Annotated in this window: 22 protein-coding genes; 9 read left to right on the forward strand and 13 right to left on the reverse strand. The window is 63.9% G+C overall.

The window, feature by feature from the left end; genetic code table 11:
- The first annotated feature begins 15 nt into the window (after positions 1 to 15).
- Positions 16 to 1,173, forward strand: a complete 1,158-nt coding sequence (locus FJ958_RS11440; protein ID WP_246679580.1) for a glycoside hydrolase family 25 protein — start codon at positions 16 to 18, stop codon at positions 1,171 to 1,173.
- A 15-nt stretch (positions 1,174 to 1,188) separates the two neighbouring features.
- Here FJ958_RS11440 and purD read toward each other — a convergent pair whose 3' ends face one another.
- Positions 1,189 to 2,466, reverse strand: a complete 1,278-nt coding sequence (gene purD, locus FJ958_RS11445; protein WP_140742553.1) for a phosphoribosylamine--glycine ligase — start codon at positions 2,464 to 2,466, stop codon at positions 1,189 to 1,191.
- Between the two features lie 156 nt (positions 2,467 to 2,622).
- On the reverse strand, positions 2,623 to 3,444 hold the full coding sequence (locus FJ958_RS11450; RefSeq protein ID WP_140742555.1) for a phytanoyl-CoA dioxygenase family protein: 822 nt from the start codon (positions 3,442 to 3,444) through the stop codon (positions 2,623 to 2,625).
- 89 nt (positions 3,445 to 3,533) lie between these two features.
- On the opposite strand from FJ958_RS11450, the gene FJ958_RS11455 reads away from it, so the two are divergent.
- Both FJ958_RS11455 and ubiA read left to right on the forward strand, forming a co-directional pair.
- Positions 3,534 to 4,445, forward strand: coding sequence for a LysR family transcriptional regulator (locus FJ958_RS11455; RefSeq protein ID WP_140742557.1), 912 nt, complete (start codon positions 3,534 to 3,536; stop codon positions 4,443 to 4,445).
- A gap of 68 nt (positions 4,446 to 4,513) precedes the next feature.
- Positions 4,514 to 5,497, forward strand: coding sequence for a 4-hydroxybenzoate octaprenyltransferase (gene ubiA, locus FJ958_RS11460; RefSeq protein ID WP_181176372.1), 984 nt, complete (start codon positions 4,514 to 4,516; stop codon positions 5,495 to 5,497).
- 242 nt (positions 5,498 to 5,739) lie between these two features.
- Here ubiA and FJ958_RS11465 read toward each other — a convergent pair whose 3' ends face one another.
- From FJ958_RS11465 to FJ958_RS11475, 3 genes are all read right to left on the reverse strand, one after another.
- Positions 5,740 to 6,306 carry a DUF6101 family protein gene (locus FJ958_RS11465; RefSeq protein ID WP_140742562.1) on the reverse strand — a complete coding sequence of 189 codons (567 nt, stop codon included), beginning with the start codon at positions 6,304 to 6,306 and terminating at the stop codon, positions 5,740 to 5,742.
- A gap of 184 nt (positions 6,307 to 6,490) precedes the next feature.
- A complete protein-coding gene (locus FJ958_RS11470) occupies positions 6,491 to 7,921 on the reverse strand; it encodes an FAD-binding oxidoreductase (protein ID WP_140742564.1) in 1,431 nt (476 codons plus the stop codon).
- 9 nt (positions 7,922 to 7,930) lie between these two features.
- Positions 7,931 to 8,905 (reverse strand): L-threonylcarbamoyladenylate synthase, encoded by a 975-nt coding sequence (locus FJ958_RS11475; protein ID WP_140742566.1) that lies wholly within the window; start codon positions 8,903 to 8,905, stop codon positions 7,931 to 7,933.
- A 188-nt stretch (positions 8,906 to 9,093) separates the two neighbouring features.
- On the opposite strand from FJ958_RS11475, the gene FJ958_RS11480 reads away from it, so the two are divergent.
- Both FJ958_RS11480 and FJ958_RS11485 read left to right on the forward strand, forming a co-directional pair.
- On the forward strand, positions 9,094 to 9,528 hold the full coding sequence (locus FJ958_RS11480) for a hypothetical protein (RefSeq protein ID WP_348642201.1): 435 nt from the start codon (positions 9,094 to 9,096) through the stop codon (positions 9,526 to 9,528).
- A gap of 126 nt (positions 9,529 to 9,654) precedes the next feature.
- Positions 9,655 to 10,044, forward strand: coding sequence for a hypothetical protein (locus FJ958_RS11485; RefSeq protein ID WP_140742570.1), 390 nt, complete (start codon positions 9,655 to 9,657; stop codon positions 10,042 to 10,044).
- Positions 10,045 to 10,117: 73 nt separating this feature from the next.
- Here FJ958_RS11485 and FJ958_RS11490 read toward each other — a convergent pair whose 3' ends face one another.
- Both FJ958_RS11490 and glyS read right to left on the reverse strand, forming a co-directional pair.
- Positions 10,118 to 10,447 (reverse strand): ATPase, encoded by a 330-nt coding sequence (locus FJ958_RS11490; RefSeq protein ID WP_140742572.1) that lies wholly within the window; start codon positions 10,445 to 10,447, stop codon positions 10,118 to 10,120.
- Positions 10,448 to 10,602: 155 nt separating this feature from the next.
- The gene (gene glyS / locus FJ958_RS11495; protein WP_140742574.1) at positions 10,603 to 12,912 is read right to left on the reverse strand and encodes a glycine--tRNA ligase subunit beta; all 2,310 of its coding nucleotides are present in this window, start codon (positions 12,910 to 12,912) and stop codon (positions 10,603 to 10,605) included.
- Positions 12,913 to 13,106: 194 nt separating this feature from the next.
- On the opposite strand from glyS, the gene FJ958_RS11500 reads away from it, so the two are divergent.
- On the forward strand, positions 13,107 to 13,286 hold the full coding sequence (locus tag FJ958_RS11500) for a hypothetical protein (RefSeq protein ID WP_140742576.1): 180 nt from the start codon (positions 13,107 to 13,109) through the stop codon (positions 13,284 to 13,286).
- On the opposite strand, the gene FJ958_RS11505 is transcribed toward FJ958_RS11500, so the two are convergent.
- Positions 13,283 to 14,263, reverse strand: a complete 981-nt coding sequence (locus FJ958_RS11505; RefSeq protein WP_181176369.1) for a glycine--tRNA ligase subunit alpha — start codon at positions 14,261 to 14,263, stop codon at positions 13,283 to 13,285. The two genes, FJ958_RS11500 and FJ958_RS11505, sit on opposite strands and share 4 nt — an antisense overlap.
- Positions 14,264 to 14,522: 259 nt before the next feature.
- On the opposite strand from FJ958_RS11505, the gene FJ958_RS11510 reads away from it, so the two are divergent.
- Positions 14,523 to 14,984 carry a GNAT family N-acetyltransferase gene (locus FJ958_RS11510; RefSeq protein ID WP_140742578.1) on the forward strand — a complete coding sequence of 154 codons (462 nt, stop codon included), beginning with the start codon at positions 14,523 to 14,525 and terminating at the stop codon, positions 14,982 to 14,984.
- 78 nt (positions 14,985 to 15,062) lie between these two features.
- Here FJ958_RS11510 and FJ958_RS11515 read toward each other — a convergent pair whose 3' ends face one another.
- The 5 genes from FJ958_RS11515 to FJ958_RS11535 form a co-directional block, all read right to left on the reverse strand.
- A complete protein-coding gene (locus FJ958_RS11515) occupies positions 15,063 to 16,838 on the reverse strand; it encodes a tetratricopeptide repeat protein (protein WP_140742668.1) in 1,776 nt (591 codons plus the stop codon).
- 142 nt (positions 16,839 to 16,980) lie between these two features.
- The gene (locus FJ958_RS11520; protein WP_140742580.1) at positions 16,981 to 17,430 is read right to left on the reverse strand and encodes a DUF1284 domain-containing protein; all 450 of its coding nucleotides are present in this window, start codon (positions 17,428 to 17,430) and stop codon (positions 16,981 to 16,983) included.
- A gap of 38 nt (positions 17,431 to 17,468) precedes the next feature.
- Positions 17,469 to 18,062 carry a biotin transporter BioY gene (locus tag FJ958_RS11525; RefSeq protein ID WP_140742582.1) on the reverse strand — a complete coding sequence of 198 codons (594 nt, stop codon included), beginning with the start codon at positions 18,060 to 18,062 and terminating at the stop codon, positions 17,469 to 17,471.
- Between the two features lie 190 nt (positions 18,063 to 18,252).
- Complete coding sequence (locus FJ958_RS11530; protein ID WP_140611052.1) at positions 18,253 to 18,921, reverse strand: GntR family transcriptional regulator; 669 nt, start codon at positions 18,919 to 18,921, stop codon at positions 18,253 to 18,255.
- A 102-nt stretch (positions 18,922 to 19,023) separates the two neighbouring features.
- Positions 19,024 to 20,040 carry a polyprenyl synthetase family protein gene (locus FJ958_RS11535; RefSeq protein WP_140697689.1) on the reverse strand — a complete coding sequence of 339 codons (1,017 nt, stop codon included), beginning with the start codon at positions 20,038 to 20,040 and terminating at the stop codon, positions 19,024 to 19,026.
- Positions 20,041 to 20,331: 291 nt separating this feature from the next.
- Here FJ958_RS11535 and FJ958_RS11540 point away from each other — a divergent pair, with 291 nt between their 5' ends.
- Complete coding sequence (locus FJ958_RS11540) at positions 20,332 to 20,556, forward strand: DUF2007 domain-containing protein (protein ID WP_140611048.1); 225 nt, start codon at positions 20,332 to 20,334, stop codon at positions 20,554 to 20,556.
- A complete protein-coding gene (locus FJ958_RS11545; RefSeq protein ID WP_140742584.1) occupies positions 20,557 to 21,357 on the forward strand; it encodes a methyltransferase in 801 nt (266 codons plus the stop codon).
- Positions 21,358 to 21,375 lie beyond the last annotated feature (18 nt).

The following is a 21,375-nucleotide window of genomic DNA, read 5'->3' on the forward strand; positions in this document are numbered from 1 at the left end:
CCCTGTTTGGAACGGATGGCGCGTCTCTTTCGCCGCACGGCGCTTCTCGCCTTGGCGGCGACGATGGGATTGTCGGCAGCGACGAAGGCTTCGGACTTCTCCGAGCCGTGGAGGAACGCCGACCGTGCGCTGGTCGTCGATGCCTACGAATACAATTCCATCGACTGGGCGCAGCTTGCCACCGACAAGCGCATCGTCGCCTTCATCAACAAGGCCTCCGACGGCATGCCGCCGCCCTATTTCTGCTCCGGCGGCGACATCGAGGTGAAGCTGTGCAAAGCGTTGTGGAAGCGCCATGCGGTGACACGCGAACTGTTCCAGACGCGCAGGGTCGTCGCCAAGGCGCTTGGGCTGAAATGGGGTGCCTATCACCTCGCCCGCCCCGGCAACCCGGTCGAGCAGGCAAACAATTTTCTCGATTTCGCCGATCCCGCGCCGGACGATCTCATCGCTCTCGACCTCGAAGGCAACGATCCCTCGCAATGGATGTCGTTCGATGATGCCGAGGAATTCGTGCGCCAGGTGCATCGGCGCGTTGGACGCTTCCCGGTGCTCTACACCAACGGCAAGACCGCCCAGTTCATCGCGGACAACCGCTACAAGTACCGGCTCCTGTCGCGGCTGCCACTCTGGTACGCGCGCTACAAGCCTGACATCGACGTGCATTTTCCGATGGGCAACTGGCGGGGCTACGCACTCTGGCAGTTTTCGGCGCAGGCCAATTGCGGCCGCTTCCGTTGCCCCTACAGGGTTGCCGGCACGCCCGACGACATCGACGTCAACGTCGTGCCGACGGATGCCGTCACATTGCGCCAGCAATGGCCTTTTGGCGGGCTGATCGACGTGCCGTCCGACTATCTTGCCAGCGTACCGGTGCCGCTCTCGAGGGAAGCGGCGTTGGCCGGCAAGGCCACCATCATTTATGCCGATGTGGCGACGCCGCCGACATTGGAGGAAATGGTCGCGGTGCTCGGTTCGCGCTGGTCGAAATTCCGCGACGGCTTCCGCATGCCTGTCGTGAAGACGGTGCCGCGACGACCAGGCTTCGGCATCGTCGAGTATGTCGCCTGGAAGCGGACCGGACAGCGCTCACCCGCGCAACCAAACGCCGCGTTTGCCGCGGCCGACCCGGTCAGCACCGCTTCCACCGAGCTCGATCACGGCCAGCAGTAAGCTGTCATCCGGACGTCAGCCTGCCCGCTCGCGCGCCACGGCCTGCCAGCCGATATCGCGGCGGCAGAAGCCATCCGGCCAGTCGATCCGGTCAAGAGCGGCATAAGCCCGCTTCTGCGCCTCGCCGACCGTGCCGCCGACCGCCGTTACATTGAGGACGCGGCCGCCATTGGCAACCAGCGCACCGCCGTTGATGGCCGTACCGGCATGGAATATCTGGACGCCTTCGCCCACCGCGTCCTCGACACCGCGGATCACGGATCCCTTTTCCGGTGTGCCCGGATAGCCCCTGGCCGCCATCACCACCGTGAGCGCCGCCTCGTCGCGCCAGCGCACCGACATATGCGCAAGCTGGCCATCGGTCGCGGCGTTGAGCAGCACCAGCAGATCGTCCTTCAGCCGCATCATCAGCACCTGGCATTCCGGATCGCCGAAACGGGTGTTGTATTCGATCAGCTTCGGCCCGTTATCCGTGATCATCAGGCCGGCGAAGAGAATGCCGGCGAAAGGCGCGCCGAGTTCCGCCATGCCGCGCATGGTCGGCTCGATGATTTCGCGTATGGTGCGCTCGACCATCTCCGGCGTCATCACCGGGGCCGGCGAATAGGCTCCCATGCCGCCGGTGTTGGGGCCGACGTCGCCATCGCCGACGCGCTTGTGATCCTGCGCGGTGCCGAAGGGCAGCGCGGTGGTGCCGTCACAAAGGCAGAAGAAGCTCGCCTCCTCGCCGGTCATGAATTCCTCGATCACCACTTCTGCGCCGGCTGCGCCGAAGGAACCCTCGAAACAGGCATCGAGGGCCGCACGCGCTTCGTCCAGCGTCATGGCGACAGTGACACCCTTGCCTGCAGCCAGCCCATCGGCCTTGATGACGATCGGCGCGCCAGTCTTTTCGATATAGGCCTTGGCTGAGGCGAGATCGCCGAAACGGCCATAGGAGGCGGTCGGGATGTTATATCGGGCGCAGAGATCCTTGGTAAAACCCTTCGAGCCTTCCAGCCGTGCGGCGGCCTTCGAAGGCCCGAAGACGCGGATATTTTCGGCGCGCAGATCGTCCGTGATGCCGGCGACAAGCGGCCCTTCCGGCCCGACCAGGACAAGGTCGATCTCCTTGTCCTTGCAGAAAGCGGCGATGGCGGCGTGGTCCGCAATGTCCAGCTTCACCAGTTCGGCCTCACTGCCGATGCCCGGATTGCCGGGGGCCGCATAGAGCTTGGCCAGCAGGGGCGACGCGGCGACCTTCCAGGCGAGCGCATGTTCGCGGCCGCCGGAGCCGAGAAGAAGAACGTTCATGGCCACCTCTTGATACCGACAGTTCCAAGAGAACCCGCTATTGCTCTCTGGACGACGGGTCAAGGCATCCGGGCGCTTTGCCGGGAATTGCGCACGGGAACGTTACCCCGACGACAACCGGCGGCGCGCAACGCCGCCGATCTTCTGGCGCTCGCTTCAGCCGGGAAAGATGACCGGAAACCAGTCCTCGCGCAGTTTCTGGCCTGGCTGCATGCCGTGGCCATGGTAGGGCGGCGAGGTGCGGCCCGGCCGCTCGACATAATGGGCATCGTCGCCGACCCAGCGCAGCGACAGCGCCCGCCGCCGCGCCGCGGTCAGGTTGCCGCGCGCGCCATGCGCGGTGCGGAAGTCGAACAGGATGGCGTCGCCCGGCTCCATCTCCCATTCCAGCACCTTCATCGACGGGTCCTTGTCGGGATCGGGCACCGGCAGATAGTCGCCTTCGCCGGCGTAGAAATTGCTATCGTCGAGCCAGCGGACCGGCAGGATCATCTTGTCCCATTTATGCGAGCCGGCGATCAGGCGCAGAGTCGCCTCCTTCACCGGGTCGATGGGAATCCAGAAGCTGACCGTCTGCTGGCCGTCGACGAAATAGTAGGGAATGTCCTGATGCCAGGGCGTCGGCTTCTGCGTCCCGGGTTCCTTGACCAGCACGTGGTCATGGAAGAACTGCGCGGTGCGCGACTGCATCACCGCCGCCGCCAGTTCAGCGGCCGGCGATTCGCGCACCACGCTGACGAATTCGGGAATGCGCTCCCAGTTGCAGTAGTCGTCGAAGAAGCTGCCGCGGCCATTGGCAATGTCGGACGCGGTGGCGCTGCGGTTCTGCATGTTGCGCTCGATGCCGACGGCAATCGTGTCGACCCAGCCCTTGAAGGCGCCGCGGATGCAAACGGCGCCATCGCGCTGGTAAGCGGCAATCGTGTCCGCGTCGATCAGGTCCGTGTCGATTGCGCGGGTAGCGGTTTGGGAAGCCATGGTGTCCTCCTTTCAGGATCGAGACACTATCGCGACCTCCGTTCATCAAGTAAAATAATAACTTCTCATCTGACACATAGATTTTAGCTATGAAACTGACCCTAACCCAGCTGCGATATCTGGTCGCCGTGGCCCGCCACGGCAGCGTCACCGGCGCGGCCAGGGCGTTGAACATTTCGCAGCCCTCGATTTCGGTGGCGATCGACGCGATCGAAAGGGATTTCGGGCAAAAGCTCTTTGTGCGCCAACGCGGAAGCGGCGTTTCGCTGACGTCCTTCGGCCGTGTCGCCGTGGCCAAGGCAAAACAGGTTCTTGCCGAGACGGACGAACTCATGAGCCTGGGTTCGGGCAACTCGGCTGTAGGCGGCGAGTTGGTGCTTGGATGTTTCGAGGACCTGGCGCCCTACTTTGCGCCAGGTCTCATCCGCGCCTTTTCCGAACGTCATCCAAGCGTCGCCGTCGTTGTCCGCGACGAGACCTTCGAGACGCTTGGGCGGCGTCTGGCGGACGCCGCCATCGATCTCGGCCTCAGCTACGATCTCGGCCTGCCGTCGCATTTCGCACGTATCCTGCTGCACGAGTTGCGACCGCATGCGCTGTTGCCGGCAGGCCATCCGCTGGCCAACCGCCCCGAGGTCAGCCTTGCCGATCTCGCCGTCTATCCGCTCATCACGACAGATCAGCCGCACAGCTGGCAGCACATGCTTGACCTGTTCCGCAGCCGCGGCCTGTCACCGGTGGCCGACAGGGCGACGAGCTCGTTCGAACTCCAGCGCAGCATGGTGGCGAACGGCTTCGGCGTCGCCGTCAGCTACACCCGGCCCCACGGCGACCGCAGCTATGACGGTCTGCCCCTGATCTGCAAGCCGCTGTCGGACCCGCTGCCCATGCAGCGCATCATCCTCACCTATGACACGCATCAGCGCGTTTCGAATGCGGCACTGGCCTTCGTTGAGACGGCGAAGGTGTGGTTTTCGACGCGCGACATCTTCACCGCCTGACAGGTTGACGGTTGCCGCGCGACCGCTTGCCGCTTGACGGGTTTCGCGGCTGCTGCCACTCCATGGACATGGAACCTATCCAGTCGAAAGCGGCCCAGGGCCGTGTCGCCGATGCGCCGAACGACCATTGGGTCTATCGCGCGCTGCCGCGCGCGGTTTGGCCCTACGCGCAGCTTGCGCGATGGGACAGGCCGATCGGCTGGCAGTTGCTGTTGTGGCCGTGCTGGTGGTCGGCGGCGCTCGCCGCGAGCGCCTATCCGCGCCCTGGCGACCCGCTGCTCTCGCTGCTGCCGGCGCCATTATATCTCGTGCTGTTCCTGGTCGGCGCCATCGCCATGCGCGGCGCCGGCTGCACCTATAACGACATCGTCGACGAGAACATCGACAACCAAGTCGAACGCACGCGCTCGCGCCCGCTGCCGTCCGGCCAGACCACCCGCCGGCGGGCCTGGCTGTTTCTTGTGCTGCAGGCCCTGGTCGGCCTCGCGGTGCTCCTGCAGTTCAACAGCTTCGCCATTCTGCTCGGCATCTGTTCGCTGGCCATCGTTGCCGTCTATCCATTCATGAAGCGGATAACCAACTGGCCGCAACTCTTTCTCGGCCTGGCCTTTTCCTGGGGCGCGCTGATGGGATGGGCAGTCGAGTTCGGCGACCTCGATGGACCCGCCATCATGCTCTATATCGGCTCGATCCTGTGGGTGATCGGCTACGACACCATCTACGCGCACCAGGACAAGGAAGACGACGCCATTGTCGGCGTGCGTTCGACGGCGCGGCTGTTCGGCGACAACACCAAGGCATGGCTGGCGGGGCTCTACGGCGGCACGCTGATCTGCTTCGCCATCGCCTTCGCGTCGGCGCAGGCACCGGTGGTGGCGCTGGCCGGGTTGATCGCCGCCGGCGCCCATATGGCCCGGCAGATCGCGGTCTTGGATATCAACGATCCGGACCAGTGCCTGCGGCTGTTCCGGTCGAACAACCAGGTTGGTTGGCTGATCTTCCTCGGCCTGATCGGCGGTGCGCTATGGGTGGCGCTTAAGCCGCTGATCTAACGGCCCTCTCCCCGTCACTATACGGGGAGAAGGTGGCGGCAGCCGGATGAGGGGCAGCGCCAACCTTGGAGCAAAATGAATTTAGCAGCGATATAAGGCGTCCGTCAGATCAGGTTTGAGGTGGACAAACGCCAGGTCAGCGCTGCCCCTCATCGCCCTGCCGGGCACTTCTCCCCGTATAGTGACGGGGAGAAGGAGGCTGTCATTGATGGTTTCGCCAATCGCCAGTGTGCGAAGCGAAGCTACTCCCGCGCGATGATCTCCTGGCCGCCGATGACGAGCCTCAGGCCAAGATCGCCCGCCCTGCGGCGGGCCAGGAAGCGCGGGCGGCGCGTGTTGGAAACGCGACCCTTGCGGCGATCCTTCGCCGGCAGCGTCTTGATGGCGGCGCCGAGCGATTCTTCCAGGGTGCGGGCAACGCCGTCCGATTCGATCAAGAGCATCGGCAGGCGGTAGGCATCGGCCCAGGCGCGCCAGTCGGCCGCGACATCGTCGAGGTCGTCGGCCACCAGCAGCGGCACCGACAGCATTGGATCGTTGTGCAGGAGTTCAAGGGTCACGGTGACGTTGCCATCCGGATCCTCCATCGCGCGGGCGGCCACGCCGCGGAACGCATTGGCGGGCAGAGCGATGATCGCCGGCACGCCGCTCATCTCGAGCATGCGGCGGATCACGGCGCCACGATGGTCGATGGTGAAGGTCACATCGCCATAATCATCGCGCGTCGCGTAGCTGACCACCTGCGGCAGTCGGAATGGGTCGAGGCGCATGTTGCGTCCCGCCCAGACTGGCTTCAGTCCAGTGTTCATAGAATGCCTTCCTGTCTGTCTCCTGAGAGCCGGTGTCCGGTTCTCTCCGGGCCAGTTTTCCCGGCCTCGTTATGGGGAAACAGTAGCGTGGGCTCCTTACCGCCGCGCTTAAGAAAGTCGGTTAAATTTTGCTGATCTCAGGGATGGTTATCGGAATGCCACCGACCACAAGATGTTGAAAGGATCAGATAACCTTACCGGGATTCATGATGCCGGCTGGATCGAAGGCCGCCTTTACCCGGCGCATCAGATCGATCGCCACGGGCGGCGCGGTGGCGATCAGTTCGTCGCGCTTCAACTGGCCGATGCCGTGCTCGGCCGAGATCGAACCGTGCAGGTTGCGCACCACGTCATGCACTGCCTTGTTCATGGGATGGTAGAGGGCGAGAAACGCCTCGTCGTCGCCATCGATGGGCCGCGAAATATTATAGTGCAGGTTGCCGTCGCCCATATGGCCAAAGCAGACCACGCGGGCACCCGCACTCACCGACGCCACGACGCCGGCGGCCTCCTCGATGAAGCGCGGGATGGATGCGATCGGCACGGAGATGTCGTGCTTGATCGAGGCGCCTTCCGGCTTTTGCGCCTCAGGCAGCAGCTCGCGGAAATTCCAGAACGCATCGCCTTGCCCAAGGCTCGCCGCGATGACGGCATCGCCGACGAATTCCTGATCGAGGCCCGCCGAGAGCACATCCTCGATCAGCGCCCGCGAATCTTCCGACGAACGGCCCGATGAAATCTGCATCAGCACATACCATGGCCAGTCCTCCATCAGCGGCCGCGTCACACCCTGTGCATGCGCCAGCGTGAAGTCGTATGGCCGCTTGCCGATCAGTTCGAAAGCGGTGAGTGCGGCCCCGGCACGGTCCATGGTCAGGCTGAACAGGGAAAGCGCTGCTTGCGGCGACGACAGGCCGACGAACGCGACCTCGCGGCCCTTTGGCCTGGGAAACAGTTTGAGCACGGCGGCCGTGATGACACCGAGCGTGCCCTCGGCGCCGACGAACAGGTTCTTCAGATCGTAGCCGGTGTTGTCCTTCTTCAGCTTCCGCAGATCGTCGAAGACCTCGCCGGTCGGCAGCACCACCTCGACGCCGAGGCAGAGTTCGCGCGCATTGCCATAGGCAAGCACCCCGGTGCCGCCCGCATTGGAAGAGAGATTGCCGCCGATCTGACAGGAGCCCTGCGCGGCCAGCGACAGCGGAAACAGCCGGTCGGCGGCATCGGCCGCCTCCTGCAGCGTCTGCAGGATGACGCCGGCCTCAACCGTAACGGTGTTGGAGAGGACATCGATCTCGCGGATGCGGTTCAGCCGCGACAGCGACAGGATGATCTCGCGGCCGGAACTGTCCGGCACCTGGGCGCCGACAAGCCCGGTGTTGCCGCTTTGCGGCACGATGGGCGTTCCCGTCTCGGTCGCCAGTTGCATGATCCGGCTGACCTCGTCGACGCTGCCTGGCCGCAGCACCAGCGACGTCGCGCCATGCCAGAGCCCGCGCCGCTCGATGAGATAAGGCGCGATGTCCTGCTGGTCGCGCAGCGCATATTTGGCACCGACGATCGCCGCGAAGCGATCGATGAGAGCGGGATCGAGGGTCTTTGCAGTTTCGGTCATGTGGGAAAACTATGTTTTGGGCTGTGTGTTGTCACGAGGGGCGGCGGCACGAGACAGCCGATCATTGATCGCTTCACCGAGCCCTTCGAAGGGCACCTTCTCGACCGCGATGGTGGGTGCGCCGCTGCGGTCGAGTTGCTGCATATAGGCGAAGAGATTGCTTGCCGCCTCGCGCAGGTCACCCGTTTCAGAAAGATTGAGGAAGGCGGCGGCATGATGCCAGCCTTCCGCCCGCTGGCTGCCGAAGGCAAGCAGAGCTTCGTCCTTGCCAACCGTGCCGGCGTTGAGCCGAACAGCGGCACCCGGCGCGTAGTGCGAGGCAAGCATGCCCGGCGCCTCGACGCCGGCGGCGCCGCCGCGCAACATCTCCATGCCGATCTGCGTCTCGATCTCCCCGGCGGCAATGCCGCCGGGCCGAAGCAGCCGCAATCTCCCATCTTCGGCCTTGACGATGGTCGATTCCAGCCCGACTGGCGTGGCGCCGCCATCGACCACCAGCTTGATGCGTGCGCCGAGGTCCGCCGCCACCGCTTGCGCTGTCGTGGCGCTGATCTTACCGGATGAATTGGCGCTGGGTGCGGCGAGCGGCCGGCCGAGTTTTGCGATGAGGTCACCGCCAAAGCCCCTTGGCATGCGCAACGCGATCGTGTCGAGCCCGGCCGTGACCAGAGGATGAATGCCGTTGCCGGGCCGCTGCGGCAGCACTAGGGTCAGCGGGCCCGGCCAGAAGGCAAGCGCCAATTTCCTGGACAGCGGATCGAACACCGCGATACGCTCGGCCATCGCCATGTCGGCGACATGGGCGATCAGCGGATTGAAACGCGGCCGTCCCTTGGCCTCGAAGATACGCGCCACGCCAATGCCGTTGGTGGCGTCGCCGGCGAGCCCATAGACGGTTTCGGTCGGGATGGCGACGACATCGCCGCCCTGAAGCAAAGCCAGCGCCCGCTCCAACGCTTCGCCGGCGGCAAGTATTTCAGCCACTCTCGTCACCTCACAGATGAAGGGGTGCGTAGTACGATGGCGGCGGTTGGGCAAGCCGGCTGTTAGGCAAGAATGGGTCTTGGCGAATTATCAATCCCTAAAATGCTATGTTTCCACGAAAGCCGGCATCAATCCCGGCGCGCTATCATCCTGACTACTGGGGCAAAGGGGAGCGATCCATCGTGTCTATGCGTATCCTGCTAGGGATCACTCTGGCGGCGTTGACCGGCGAGGCTCAAGCCTCGTCACTGGTTTTTCCCGGCGTGCCGGCTTCGACGCCCTCCATCCTTATCCTGAAGGCGACCGACACCAATGCGAGCGATGTGGTGTCCGTCGTTGCGCTCGGCGCGCCTGACGTTACCTACGAGAAGGTGGCGGCGATCCCCAACGAGCCCGAAGCGCCGCACGGTTTCATGCAAAATCCGATGATCATTCGTGGCGGGGTCGTCGGCAGCGCGTTCTCGACGCCCGCACGGGGCAAGGCACCGGCTGCGGCCACTCCTGCGCCCACGCCTGCCAAGGCAACCGCCTCGGCCGCTCCGGCATCGGGCACGCGGAAGAAGCCAATCGCACCGGCGGCCGCACCGACGCCACCCGCCTCGGGGGTCGGCAAGGTCAAGTAGCCGCCACCAGCCAGCGGACGTGCCAAGACGTTGGCAGCTTGACGACGCTTCGGCGCCCGCTGCCGACTGCGCTTTGGCCAGGCTGGTCTGGCGGGCGGGATTTCTTCGTTTCAAAGGGGGTTGATCATGAGAAAATCCAGAACCATCACCGCGGCGGGGCTTTTGTTCGCATTACTTGTGAGCGCCGGCGCGGCCCATGCGGATGAGATGCTCGGATCCTATGTGGCGCGTATTTCCGATCGCGATCATCAGGCAAGCGACGGCTATGCACTGGACAACGCGGCGCAGATGGTGCGGCAGGACCGCGCCAACTGGCACAAGTTCCATCGTCGCGACAGCGACGATGAGGGTGACGCCTGGTTCAGGACCAACGATCAACGCGCGGATCTGCAGCGCATGCTGGAGCGTCCCGGCGCGATGAGTTCCTCGACCAAGCGCGCCATCGTCGATGGCGAACCGCTGATCCAGGTCGACGTCTACGAAAACGGCGTGCGCGTCAGCATCCTGGAAAACTGATCAACCGGTGTTTGGAACAAAAAAGGACGGCGCCGATGCGCCGCCCTTCTTCCCGACAGGCCGTACTGAACTCTCAGGCTGCTTCTTCCTTGTCGTCGTCTTCCGACTCGCCGTCTTCGGATTCTTCTTCGCTCTCGTCGTCGCCGCCTTCGCCCTTCACCGCGTCCTCGGCGTCGTCTTCGTCCTCGTCTTCGTCGTCACCCGAGAGTGTGGCGGCTTCGGCGTCGTCAGACTCTTCGTCGTCGCCGTCCTCGTCGCCATCTTCTTCGTCGCCGTCCTCGTCAGAATGATCGGCGGCTTCGATCGCCGCGGCGGCGGCGCGATCGGTTTCGGAAGCGGATTCAAGCGCCTCGGCGGAAGCCGAGGTTTCTTCTGTCACTTCGATGTCGTGATCGGAATTCATGGAAGCCTCCGTTGGGTTGGGGAACATGTCCCTTTTGCCACGGAGAGATCATCGTCATATGACTGTAAGCCGGCTCGAACGGCCGGCCGGAAGATATTTTCCTGGGCCTGCGATCTGCCTTCTTCAAACGCGATCCCGGCTTCGGTCCGACCTGATCAACCGGCGATTTTCGAGAAATCCGCGACCTGACCGGTGGCCTTGCGAATGCGGGCGAGCAGCGCGAGGCGGTTGGCGCGCACGGCGTTGTCCTCATCATTCACGAGAACATGCTCGAAGAATGAATCAACAGGTTCGCGCAACGCGCTAAGCGCCAGCATGGCAGCGGAAAAATCTTCATTTTGAATCGCTTCGCCGGCTTGCTTCTCAGCCTGATTCACCGCCGCAAACAGCGATTTCTCGGCCTCCTCCCGGAACAGTGCCGGCTCAACGGTTTCGGCGATCACCGTTTTCTTCTTCTCCTCTGCCGCGAGGATATTGGCCGCACGCTTGGTGCCGGCGAGCAGATTTTTTCCATCCTCGGTGTCGAGGAATGAGCCCAGCGCCTCGACACGGCGCACGATCTGCAAGAGGTCGTCGGACTGCGGTGAGATGACAGCGTCGATGAGATCGTGCCGGGCGCCCTGGTCGCGGAGGTAAACCTTCAGGCGGTCGTGGAAGAAAGCAAGGAGGTCCCTTATCTGCTCCGCGCCACTCCCTGGGTAACGCGCGCCTGCGCTTGCAAACAGGGAAGCCAGCCGCAATTGGATTCGGTTTTCGACCAGGATCCTGACCACCCCCAGCGCGGCTCGACGCAGCGCATAGGGATCCTTTGATCCTGTCGGCTTTTCATCGATGGCCCAGAAGCCGACCAGCGTATCCAGCTTGTCGGCGAGCGCGACGGCGACCGACACGGGATCGCTCGGTACATAATCAGCCGGACCCTGCGGTTTGTAATGTTCCTCGATCGCGGCGGCCACGGATGGCTGCTCGCCTTGCAGCAGCGCGTATTTGCGGCCCATGGCGCCCTGAAGTTCCGGGAACTCGCCAACCACTTCGGTGGTGAGATCGGCCTTGGCGAGAACCGCGGCGCGGCCTGCGAGCGCGGTAATCTCCCCCCTCGAGGGGGAGATGTCGCCGAAGGCGACAGAGGGGGTCGGTCCGACGGGGCGCAACGCCTTATCGCGGACAGAGGATGCTGGCGCTTCACGCGAAGCGACCCCCTCTGGCCTGCCGGCCATCTCCCCCTCAAGGGGGGAGATCGACTTTGCCATGATCGGCGCCAGTTCTTCCGCCAGCCGCTTGATGCGTTCCACCCGCTCGCCCTGGGTGCCGAGCTTGGCGTGGAAGGTGACGCCGAGATGATCGAGCCGGGCCATGCGCTGGTCGAGCGGCTTTTTCAAATCGAGGTCGAACTTCTTCGCCGATGCGTCGAGCACGCCGAGATCAGGCAGATCGCCCTGGTCGGTTCTCCAGAAATAGAGCGCATCGGAGAGACGGGCACGCACCACCTTGCCGTTGCCGTACGCAATTTCCTTGCCGCCATCCGTGGCCTCTATGTTGGCGGTGAGGATGAAGCGGTTGGATAGCGCGTCGCCCACGCCTTGCGGGCGCGTCACAAAGCACTTCTGGTTGGCGCGGATGGTCAGCCGGATCACCTCGGCCGGAATGGCCAGGAAAGCCTCCTCGAACTCGCCCATCAGCACGACGGGCCATTCGACCAACCCCGACACCTCTTCAAGCAAGCCTTCGTCCTCGACCAGATCGAGCCCGTTGGCGAAGGCGAGGTTGCGGGCGTCGGCAAGGATGATCTCCTTGCGCCGGTCGGCGTCGAGCACGACCTTCGCCGCTTCGAGCTTGCTCACATAGTCGTCGAAGCGACGCACGGTGATTTCCCTCGGCGCGAGGAAGCGGTGGCCGTAGGTCACGTTGCCGGAGCGGATGCCGTCGATCTCGAAATCGACCACGACTGGCTCCTCGGTCTCCGGGCCGAAGGTGCACAGGATGGATTGCAGCGGCCGCACCCAACGCAGCGAGCCGGGCTTGGCCGAGGCCGGCCCCCAACGCATCGATTTCGGCCAGGGGAAACCGCGGATGATGCCCGGCACCAGTTCGGCGATGATCTCTTCGGCCGCCCTGCCCGGCTTCGAAATGTGGGCGACATAGAAATCACCCTTCTTCGGATCGGAATGGACATGCGCCTCGGCGATCGAAGCCAGCCCGGCCTTGCGCAGGAATCCCTGCACCGCCTGCTCAGGGGCCGTCGTCGACGGCCCCTTGATCTCCTCGTGAATATCCTTCGAGCGCGCGGTGAGGCCACGGATGTCGAGGGTCAGCCGCCGCGGCGTCCAATATTCCCGCGCCGCCTCATAAGTCAGGCCCGCCTCGACCAGACCGTCGGTCAGCATCTTCCTGAGATCCCCCGCCGCCTTGCGCTGCATGCGGGCAGGGATTTCCTCGGAACGAAGTTCTAGAAGCAGGTCGGGCATCGGGGTCAGCTCATGCGGGAGAGTGGTCCGGGCGGGGCATAGCAACTCGGCTGGCCGCTGTCACCCTTTCCAGAAATTTTGCTCGTCTGTCGGGGCGGGGCGGTCCTGCCCGTCCTTGGATCAAAGATTTCCATGAACCGAACGCAGCGCTGAAGCGACCCACGCTCAGGCAGGAAACTATTGGCTGAACGACCATGAAAACGGCATCCAGACTTCTGCAGATCCTCGCGCTCAGCGCCTGCTTCACCGCGCAGGTCCATGGCGCTTTCTCGATGCCGGGCGTAAGGCAAGCATTGCGGACGATCGACAGCGCAAGCGGCCAGAACGTGCCGCCGGTAAGGATCTTCGCCGTATTCCCGAAAGCGGTTGGCTAAGCCGCCAACCCACCTGCCTGCGTCTTCAAAAATGCCTCGCCGCAGGCTTTCGCCAGATTGCGCACCCGCAGGATGTAGCTCTGCCGCTCGGTGACCGAGATCACGCCGCGCGCATCGAGCAAATTGAAAACGTGACTGGCCTTGATGCACTGGTCATAGGCGGGGAAGACCATCTTGTGTATCGGCAAATTGTCGTTCGAGGCCGGGGCGCCGGCATCGAGCAGCGCCTTGCACTCGGCCTCGGCATCCTCGAAATGCCTGAGCAGCATCGCCGTGTTGGCGTATTCGAAATTGTGGCGCGAATATTCCTGCTCGGCCTGAAGGAAGACGTCGCCATAGGTCACCTTGTCGGCGCCTTCACGGCCGTTGAAATTGAGGTCATAGACATTGTCGACGCCCTGCACATACATGGCCAGGCGCTCGAGCCCGTAGGTCAGTTCGCCCGCCACCGGCGCACATTCGATGCCGCAGACCTGCTGGAAATAGGTGAACTGCGAAACTTCCATGCCGTCGCACCAGCATTCCCAGCCAAGCCCCCAGGCACCTAGCGTCGGGCTTTCCCAGTCGTCCTCGACAAAGCGGATGTCATGCAGCAGCGGATCGACGCCGATCGCCGCGAGCGAGCCGAGATAGAGCTCCTGCAGGTTAGGCGGATTCGGCTTCAGGATCACCTGGTACTGATAATAATGCTGCAGCCGGTTCGGGTTCTCGCCATAGCGGCCATCCTTGGGACGGCGCGAAGGCTGGACATAGGCGGCGTTCCAGCGCCGGGGGCCAAGCGCGCGCAGCGTCGTTGCCGGATGAAACGTACCGGCGCCCACTTCCATGTCGTAAGGCTGGAGGATGACGCAACCATAGGCGGCCCAGTAGTTGTGCAGGGTCAGGATCAGCCCCTGGAACGAACGGCTGGGGTGCATGTGGGCGGGGATTTCAATCGTCACGGCGGCCTCGACAGCAAAGGCTAGAGCCTGTTCCATCCCGACGCAATCGGGACGGGGCTCTATCTATTTGTTCGAGCATGATCTTTTCCAAAAACCGGTACCCACTTTTCGGGATCATGCTCTTGCCGGCCCGTCCTAGAGACATGGCGGCGAAGCGTCAAGCAAGGCGTGTCGGATGCGGGCTGCTGTGGGCGTACCGCATGACGTTGAAGGTTTTGCAGGGGACTGGCCCATTGCCGGCTCGGAGAGCCTGCGATCTGTTCGATTCCTCACAACCAGCGACACAGGTTCAGCCATGCCCAGTTCCATCATCGTCCGCCCCGTCACACGGCGGGATTTCGACCGATGGCTGCCGCTGTGGGACGGCTACAACGCCTTTTATGGCCGCTCGGGCGAGACGGCGCTGGCTAGCGAAATCACGGCGATGACATGGTCGCGCTTCTTCGATGCCTATGAGCCGGTCCATGCCCTGGTTGCCGAAAGCGACGGACAGCTTCTCGGCCTCGTGCACTATCTTTTCCACCGCAGCACGACGGCGATCGCGCCGAACTGCTATCTGCAAGACCTTTTCACCTCGGAGGCCTCGCGTGGAAAGGGCATCGGCCGCGCCCTGATCGAAGGCGTCTATGAGCGCGCCCAAGCCGCCGGTTCGGGCCGGGTATACTGGCTGACGCACGAAACCAACCACACGGCAATGAAGCTCTATGACAAGGTCGGCGAACGCTCCGGCTTTGTCGTCTATCGCAAGCTGTTCTGAGACAGCAGCGTATCGACCCCTTTCCAGACGAAAACGGGGCCCTGAAAAGAGCCCCGTCCGCATTCGAAAGAGACGATCTCAGCCCTTCGGGGCGGGCACCGGCTCAGGCTTGACCTTAGGGGTTTCCTGCGCCGTGTTGGACTCGATCGGCGGCAGGCCTTTCATCAACTTCTGCTGCAAAGCGGCCAGCACGTCGGGATCGGGCTTCAGGGCGCGGGCCTGGTTCCACTGGAAGGTGGCTTCCAGCCTGCGGCCGACGCGCCAGTAAGCGTCACCAAGATGGTCATTCAGCACCGGATCTTCCGGCTTCAGCGATACGGCGCGCTCCATCTCGCGCACCGCGTCATCGAACCTGCCGAGCCGGAAATAGGCCCAGCCCAGCGAATCCACGATATAACCGTCGCTCGGCCTGAGATCGACGGCCTTCTGGATCATCGCCAGGCCTTCCTTCAGGTTCGTATTCATGTCGACCCAGGAATAGCCGAGATAGTTGAGCACCTGCGGCTGATCCGGCTGCAACTCCAGCGCCTTGCGGAAATTCGGCTCGGCCTTCGGCCATTCCTTCAGGCGCTCATAGGCAATGCCACGCTGGTAGAAGATGTTCCAGTTGGCCGCGGTCGGCGTCTTCAGCACCTCGACGGCCTTGTCGTAGAGGTTGGCGGCCGAGCGGAAATCATCCTTCGAGGAATAGACCCCGCCAAGCGCCAGATAGGCGCGCATGTCGGTGGGATGTGCATCGACGAATGCCTTGAGGTGCGTGATCGCCTCGTCATGGCGGCCGAGATCGGCAAGGTTGAGGCCGAGCTGCAGGTCCGAAAGCTCCTTCAGCGGCGAAGAATCGGGGATCCGCCGATAAAGCGCGATGGCGCCCTCGCCGTCCTTCAACTGTTCGGCGACCGCGGCAAGCTGCACAAGCGCCGCATCGCTGTCGGGCTTCAAGGCGAGAGCATATTGCAGGTAGAGACGAACGAACGGCTCGCCGCCGCCACGATTGAGCGCGGTGGCGAGATCGAGCAGGATCTCGGAGGCACCGTCGGACGGGCCGGAAACGAAGGGCGCAATCTTGTCGCCCTTGGCAATCCTGTCGCGCAAGGCGACGACTTCCAGCTTGCCCGGCGAAAACGCCTCGGCCTGATTGAGCACCGAGATCGCCTTGGCCTTATCGCCCTTGCGGGCCAGGAACGAGGCATAGGCCTGCGCATTGCGCATCCAGGTTTCGGGAGCCGCACCGCCGGCGGCAGTATCCTGCAACGTCGCGGCATAGATCGCCTCGGCCTTCTCGGGCATGTTGGAGGCGTCGGCGATCAGCGCGCGGTGAAAGGACTTGAACAGGCCGAACCAGTCCGGTCCCTGCAGCTTGTCGATCGATGCCATCGCGTCGGCGGCTTCGCCGGCACCTTGCTGTGCCCAGCCAGACATAACGCCTGAAATCAGCCGGTCCAGATCGGATTCCAGCGACAGCTTGAGCCAGTACTGCGCTTTGGTGAAATCCTTCTTGTGGAAGGAATCGACGGCCAGCGCCAAGCGCGAGAAGCGCTCGACATCGGGCACTTCCTTGAGCTTGTCGGCATAGACCAGGGATTCGTCGAAGCGTCCTTGCGCGACCAGCGACAGCATCAGGCTTTGCTGCAGGCCGGTGTCGCCCGGGTTAAAGGCCAGGGCCTGCTTGTAATAGGCGATGGCGCTGTCGAGGTCGTTGTCGCCTTCGGCGATCCTGGCGGCCAGATAGGCGCCGGAGAACGACGAGATCTTGACCGGTTCGGTGGATTGCTTGGCATAGGCCGGCAAAGCCGAAATCGCCATGCCGGTCACAATTGCCAGCCTTGTCAGCCAGCGCGCACGTCCTTGCTGCATCATATCCCTTTCAGCCAGGCGCCGTCTCCGCGTCAGCGGGATCGACGTAGACTCGATCTTCCAGGCAAAGCATGGCCTTTTTGGGGTCGCGCTTCAATCCGCATGAAATTCACAATCGGGTCACCCGATTAACAAACCATGGCTAGAAGGGACAATCTTGCGCGTCAACGGGCCGCTGCAGCCGCGTATCGGGATAACCGCCGGCGGCGATGGTGCTGCACAGCCCGCTCCATTCGCAGCCGCCGCACGCCTTGCGCACGAGGCCGGTCGAAAATGCCTGCCGCATCCGTATCAGCATGGTGGCACCGAGATCGAGGCGGACGCCGGCATGGATTGACCGGGTCAGCAGTTCCTCCACGTCCTGCGCGGCCAGTTGGTCACGGGCGGCCGCGCTGTCGCGCAGGCAGTGCGGTTCAGGCTCATCAAGCAATGGAGCGCAGATATCGTCCGGACCGGAAACGAGGAGGATGTCCTCGCCCCGGCTCAGGCGCTCCGCGACCCCGTCGTAGTTGGCGGTGAAGGCGGGGCTGTATCCCTTGCCCACATAGGTGAGCAGGCAAAGGAGGTGATGGGCGCGCAGCCTGATCGTCATGGCCCGATAGTCATGGCCCGATCGTCACGGCCCGATCGTCACGGATTGGCCGGCTTCGCCTTGCCGCCGCGAAGCGCCATGAGCGTCGCCGCACCGAGCGCCGACTTCAACAACCCGCCGACGATGAACGGCAGGAAGCCGAAAGTGATGGCCTTACCGGCACCGATCATGACGGCAAGCCAGGCCGTGCCGAGCGCCAGGCAGACAAGGTTGCCGAGCAGCATGGCGGCGAAGGCAAGCACCACCCTATTGCCGTTCCAGCCACGCTCGGCCAGCCAGCCGACCAGCGCGCCGGTGATCGGGAAGGCGAAGAGATAGCCGCCGGTCGGTCCGACGAAATGCTGCAAACCGGCAGCGCCTCCGGCCAGGACCGGAAAGCCGGCCGCGCCTTCGACCAGCCATGCCGCTATGGTGAGCGCGCCAAGCCGCCAGCCATAGAGCGCGCCAATGAGCGTCACGGCGAAGGTCTGCATGGTCACGGGAACAGGCACCATCGGCACCTCGATATAGGAGGACAGCGCCAGGAACAGCGTGCCGAGCACCACGGCGCCGGCCTGCCAGCCAAGGGAGCGGTCCTGGAGCCGGAGTGGGCTGAAGGATGGCTTACGGGACGTGAATGCGATGTCTGTCATGGGGATTCCTTCGATCGATGGAATTATAGATAATTTCGGCTTTCGATCTATTATCGAATCCACATTTCTCCGGAGATAGCAAGCCTCCCCACGGCAAAGACTATCTGAAGCACGTCACAACGCGCTTCAGGTCCTTGTTTTATGGATGTCGCTCGGCCAAAAAACCGAGGCCACTTTCGGGCGACATGCATCAACCCACGATCGCGAAGGCTTCGCGCGTCGCTCCCGAGGCCGTCCTGACCGGCTTGCGGCCAATCCACTGGACATGCCGCCCCAGCGTCGCAGCGGCCGATTCGGTGTTTCCCTGCCGCAAGGCGGTCAGTATTGCCCGGTGGTCCTGATCGGTGCGCGTCTCCCACTCCGATCGCCATGCCGCGAACAGGAAGCGGGCGCTGGCGGCGTGCAGGTCATCGATGGTGGCGAGTAGCCGCGGCATGGCGCATGGCGCCAGGATCAGCCGGTGAAAGGCGCGGTTGGCTTCTTCCCATGACCTGACGTCGCGGGATTTGTCACCGGCCTTGGTGGCTTCCTCGGCGAGATCGAGAATGGCCGACGTCAGATGCGGCGCGGCATGGCGCAGCGCCAGCACTTCGAGTGCTGCCCGCATTTCAGCGACCTCCTTGACCTCGCCGAGATCGAAGGCGGCGACGCGCACCCCGCGGCGCGGCTCGCTGACGGCGAGCCCCTGCGCCTCCAGGCGGCGAAAGGCCTCGCGTACGGGAACATGGCTGGTGTGGAATTCCTCGGCGACATGATCCTGGCGCAGCCGGGCACCAGGCTCGATCGCGCCGGAGATGATGCGGTCCGCGAGCGCCTTGCTGATGCGCACCGCTATGGTGTCGTCCGTGCCCTTTGCCATGTTTTATAGATAATTCGCGACATGGCAGCTTGTCGAGATGGCGAGACCGTGGTTGCCGGCATTCCCCAACACAATGCCGGGGAAATTCCGGAGAAACGCCGCTCAGTTCACCCGGCTGATGCAGAAATCGATGACGTCGATCAGCGCCGATTTCTGCGGCGTCTCTTCCAACGGCGCCAGCGCGTCGCGGGCGATCTCGCCGAAATGGCGGGCGCGCCCGATCGTATCGGCGATGGCGCCGTGTCGGGTCATCAGGCCGATCGCCTTTTCCAGGCCTGCGTCATCGACGACATTGTCCTCGATGGCGCGTTTCCAGAAGGTGCGCTCGGCCTTGGTGCCGCGCCGGTAGGCGAGAATGACCGGCAAGGTCACCTTGCCCTCGCGGAAATCGTCGCCGACATTCTTGCCCAGGTCCTTGCTGGTGCCGCCATAGTCCAGCGCATCGTCGATGAGCTGGAAGGCGAGTCCGAGATTCATGCCATAGGAGCGAAGTGCGGCGCGATCATTGCGGGTCGCCAGGGCAATGACCGGTCCAACCTCTGCAGCGGCCGAAAACAGCGCGGCGGTCTTGGCTTTGATCACGGCGAAGTGCTCGTCCTCGGTCGTCTCCAGATTCTTGGCCGCCGCCAACTGCATGACCTCGCCCTCGGCGATGATCGAGGCGGCGCTCGACAGGATGTCGAGCGCCTCGAGCGAGCCGACATCGACCATCATGCGGAAGGCCTGGCCGAGCAGGAAGTCGCCGACCAGAACGCTCGCTTGGTTACCCCAGATCATGCGGGCGGTCTTCTTGCCGCGCCGCATGCCGCTCTCGTCGACGACGTCGTCGTGCAGAAGCGTGGCCGTGTGCATGAACTCGACCGAGGTGGCGAGCTTGACGTGGCCTTCGCCGGCATAGCCGAACATCTGCGCTGCGGCCAGCGTCAGCATCGGCCGCAGCCGCTTGCCGCCGGACGAGATCAGGTGGTTGGCGACCTCCGGGATCATCTCGACATCGGAGCCGGCCTTGGACAGGATCAATTCGTTGACGCGTCCCATGTCGCCCGCCGTCAGATCGATCAGATCCTTGATGGAGGCGGGTTCCCGCTTCCCATTTTCCATGTTGAGAACGACACCCACGACAACTCTCCCGCCTTGGTATAACGCGTGCGACGGCACCCTTGGTCCCATTGTGACTCTAGGGCGGCGGACATGGCCACGGCAAGTGGCGAATTGGCGCGGCGGCGATGACAGCGTGTCAACCGATACCGCAGGGAGCGAGGCGCTGCTGACGATGCGAGGTTGGACAACTGGCGGTCGACAGGGTGGGCCGACACCATGTCGTCGCTCAGAGGTGAGTCTGGGTGCCTGGAAATGCCAGGAATTCACGTCCCCGTTTACATCAGCGCCGCAAACTGAGAGTTTCGCCCGATGATAGAGCTCATCCGCACCAACGACGCCGTCATCATCTCCTTTGTCGAATCGCTGATGCGCGATGCCGGCATCGGCTGCTTCGTCGCCGACCAGAACATGAGCGTTCTCGACGGCTCGCTCGGCATCCTGCCGCGGCGCGTCATGGTCGACGCCGAGCAGGCCGACGCCGCACGGCGCATCCTGAGGGACGCCGGCATCGCCAACGAGATACGCGGGAAATAAATGTCGGCCGCGCCAGCCGCCCTCGCCCCGGACACACCGGCCCATACGGTCGACGCCTTCCATCGCGGCCGGTTCTGGCTTGTGCAGCCCAAGCACGGCGGCCACCGCGCCGGCATGGATGCGATGATGCTGGCAGCCTCCGTGCCATCCGCCTTTGGCGGACGCCTCGCCGATTTCGGCGCCGGCGCCGGAGCCGCCGGTCTCGCGGTGCTGTCGCGCTGCCCGGGTGCGGCTGCCGTGCTTGTTGAACGTGCGCCGGAAATGGCGGCCTTCGCCTCAGCCACGCTTGCCCATCCCGGCAATGCGCATCTCAGCGATCGCGCAGCCGTGCTTGTCGCCGATGTCACGGTGTCGGGCCGGGCCCGGGCCGCCGCCGGCCTCGCCGACAATGAATTCGATTTCGTCATCATGAACCCGCCCTTCAACGCCGCACGGGACCGCGCCACGCCAGAGCGCCTGCGGAAGGAAGCCCATGTCATGGAAGACGGGTTGTTCGAAAGCTGGATCCGCAGCGCGGCGGCGGTGGTCAGGCCGCGCGGCGGGCTTGCCATCATCGCGCGACCCGAACAGCTCGGCGCCATTCTCGATGCGATCGCCGGCCGATTCGGCGACGCCGAGATGCTGGCCGTGCACCCTCGCCCCGACGCGACTGCGATCCGCATCGTCGTACGCGCAGCGCTTGGCGCGCGGGGAAAACTCGCCATCCGCCCGCCGCTGATGCTTCACCCGCAGTCGGGCAACGGCCCTGACGAGCGCAGCGAAATGATCACCAATGGTCTCGCCTCGCTGTTTGGAGATTGAGCTATTCCTGGCCGCCAC

The organism is Mesorhizobium sp. B2-3-5, assembly GCF_006442395.1.
GTDB lineage: Bacteria > Pseudomonadota > Alphaproteobacteria > Rhizobiales > Rhizobiaceae > Mesorhizobium.